At 67.4% G+C, this 2,635-nt stretch carries 2 protein-coding genes; one reads left to right on the top strand and one right to left on the bottom strand.

The window, feature by feature from the left end; translation table 11 throughout:
* On the bottom strand, nucleotides 1-1,418 hold a 1,418-nt coding region (gene istA / locus AC1Q7O_RS27505; protein ID WP_492662780.1), incomplete at its 3' end, for an IS21 family transposase.
* On the opposite strand from istA, the gene AC1Q7O_RS27500 reads away from it, so the two are divergent.
* Complete coding sequence (locus AC1Q7O_RS27500) at nucleotides 1,411-2,487, top strand: endonuclease/exonuclease/phosphatase family protein (protein ID WP_492661104.1); 1,077 nt, start codon at nucleotides 1,411-1,413, stop codon at nucleotides 2,485-2,487. The genes istA and AC1Q7O_RS27500 overlap by 8 nt on opposite strands.
* The last annotated feature ends 148 nt before the right edge of the window (nucleotides 2,488-2,635 follow it).

Genomic DNA, 2,635 nt, shown 5'->3' with positions numbered 1-2,635 from the left:
GTCAGTTCACGGATGGCAGTGGCGCCGTCCTTCAACCGCGCCAGCACGTTGAGCACGTGCTCGGCGCTGGGCCGTCCAGCCTCGAGCGCGATCTCCGCCGCCACCAGCACCGCTTCGAGGCCATGAACCGGGACGGCCGCCAGCACCTGCGCCATGACGCGGTCGCCGCCTGAGTGGCGCAACAGGTGCCGCTGCAGGGTCTGCAGCACCTCAGGCATGGCCTTGAACGGCGCGCCGTTGCGCAGCGCGCCGGGCTTGGTCTGCACGAGCGGGATGTAGTGCTGCCAGTCGTAGAAGGTCAGATCGCGCTCGAAGCTGCGGGTATGCCGGGCAACCTCGACGCCGTCCGCCACGAGCACCAAGGTGTCGGGGTAGGCGCGCAGGCTGAGCACGGCATTCACATGCCGCGTCGGCACGCTGTAGCGGTTGCGCTGGAAGTGCACCAGCGCCGTGGCCGAGACGCGCACAGGCCGCTCGACGTAGCCGTCGAAGGGCTTCGGCGCGGGCATCAGCCGCGCCTGCTCGTCCTGCAGCACCTCGGCCACGGTCAGCGCCGGCCACTCGGGGTGGGCGGTCTCGGCCCAGCAGGAGCGGCAGCGCTCGCCCAGCCACGCGTTGAGCGTGGCCAGGTCTGGCCAGCGCCGTTCGCTGGCTTCGCGCCAGACTTGGCGCCGGCGGTCCTGCACGTTCTTCTCGACGATGCCCTTCTCCCACCCCGAGGCCGGGTTGCAGAACTCGGGTTCGAACAGGTAGTGCGAGCACATGGCCTGGAAGCGCGCGTTGACCGAGCGCAGCTTGCCCACTCCGACCTTGTCGACCGCAGTCTTCATGTTGTCGTACACGCCCCGCTTGGGGATGCCGCCCAGCGCCTGGAAGGCGCGTGCATGGGCGTCGAACAGCATCTCGTGGCTCTGGCCCGGGTAAGCCGTGAGCCAGAAGGCCCGGCTGCTGGCGAGCTTGGTGTGGGCAACCTCCAGCCGGCGGCGCAGACCACCGACGAAGACGTACTCACAGCTCCAGTCGAACTGGAAGGCGTCGCCGAGCTCGAAGCTCATCGGCACGAAGGCTGCACGGCGCGGTGCGGCGTCTTGCTCGGCCCGCCAGGCGCGCACCCAGCGGGTCACGCGGGCGTAGCTGCCGACGTAGCCCAGTGCGCGTATCTGCTCGAACAGCATCTTGACCGTGCGCCGGTCGCGCCCCGGCCGGTGCTGGTCGGCCTTGAGTGCCGACGCCAGATGCTCGCCCCAGGCGTCCACCGCGCTGGCGGCTTCTCGCTTGGGGTACTTGGGTTCGGTCACGCCTTCTTGGCGCAACCACTGCCGAACGGTGTTCCGGGACAACCCGGTGCGTCGACTCACCTCGCGGATGGACAGTCCATCTCGCAGGTGCATCCGTCTGATCTTGGCCAACATGCCCACGCTGATCACTCCTGCTTCCCCTGCTCATCCGTTGAGCAGGGCAGTGTGTTTGCGTGGGTCAGTTTTGCGCGAGCATCACCCCGGTTGGCGGGTCAGTTTTCGGCGAGCGTCAACACTCACGGCGGCCCAGGCGCAGAACTGTCGGGATGAGGCCAAGGCCAAGCCCAACCTGGATGAACGGCCTTCAGTGGAATGCCGCAAGGGGGCTCCCTTCAGGCAGTTGCCGGACTACGAGCGCATGGCCCGGCACGCCAAGACACTGGACGCCGACATCGTGGGCATCCAGGAGGTTCAGGGCCTGCCCGCTGTTCAGAAGATCTTCGACGGGGAACTGGCAACCGGTGGCCCGGGCTCCGACCTCTTGGTGCAGAAGGGGAGCTACTTCCTCGCCGCTTACACCCAAGGCGGTTGGCAGAAGGCCGCGCTCGCGATCCGCCGCTCCATCCTTGATCCGAACTCCGCACCCGTGGTGCGTGAGTTCGCCGGGCTCGGCACCGCGCTGCCCCGAGACCGGCGAGGTGGTCTGGAAGTCAGCATGAAGCTCAAGGACGGCAGCATGCTGACGGTGCTGTCGGTGCACCTGAAGTCCCGGTGCGTCGAGGAACCCCTGGACGCCAACACCGATCACTGCCGGCAGCTGTCCCAGCAGGCGCCGCACCTAGCTGCCTGGATTGCACAGAAGGAGGCTGCCCGCGAGCGCTACATCGTGCTCGGCGACTTCAACCGCAGCTTCGCCTCTGCTCCCGAACTCGCGTGCAGCCCGGCAACGGGCGACTGCAAGCAGCGGTCACTAGGAGCCTGGATCGATGGCGGGGATTTCGGTGCTGCTCCTGTGGTGGTCAGCACGGCAGGCCTAAAGCACCCGGCCGGCTGCTTCGAGCCCAAGTTCGGTGGTTCGGCGATCGAACACATCGTGCTGGGCGGCGGGGCTGAGGTCGCGCTGGTGCCTCGAAGCGCGCGAACGATCCCCTATGCGGACGCGGCAACCGGGCTACCGATCACAGACCACAAGAAGGCCGCCGCGCTGTACTCCGACCACTGCGTCGTGGCCATCGACGCGCAGTTCTGATTCGGGTCTGTGACGGACGGTTGTCTGCCGGCACCAGCCAACCCTACATTCGGGATGTGGTCGGCAGCTTTGCAGCGTTATGCACAGCACGCAGTTATGAACAGTTCGCGGGCTTGATCCGGCCGCAGGCCGCGATCTCCCTGGATGG

This window comes from Roseateles sp. GW823-FHT07B05, from assembly GCF_058794515.1.
The sequence above is the reverse complement of the archived record's forward strand: the minus strand, read 5'-3'. Positions and strand labels throughout refer to the sequence as shown.

What these genes read in the sequence shown, in the direction of transcription:
- AC1Q7O_RS27500 (WP_492661104.1), top strand. Translation starts at nt 1,411, where the DNA reads ATGCCCACGCTGATCACTCCTGCTTCCCCTGCTCATCCGTTGAGCAGG.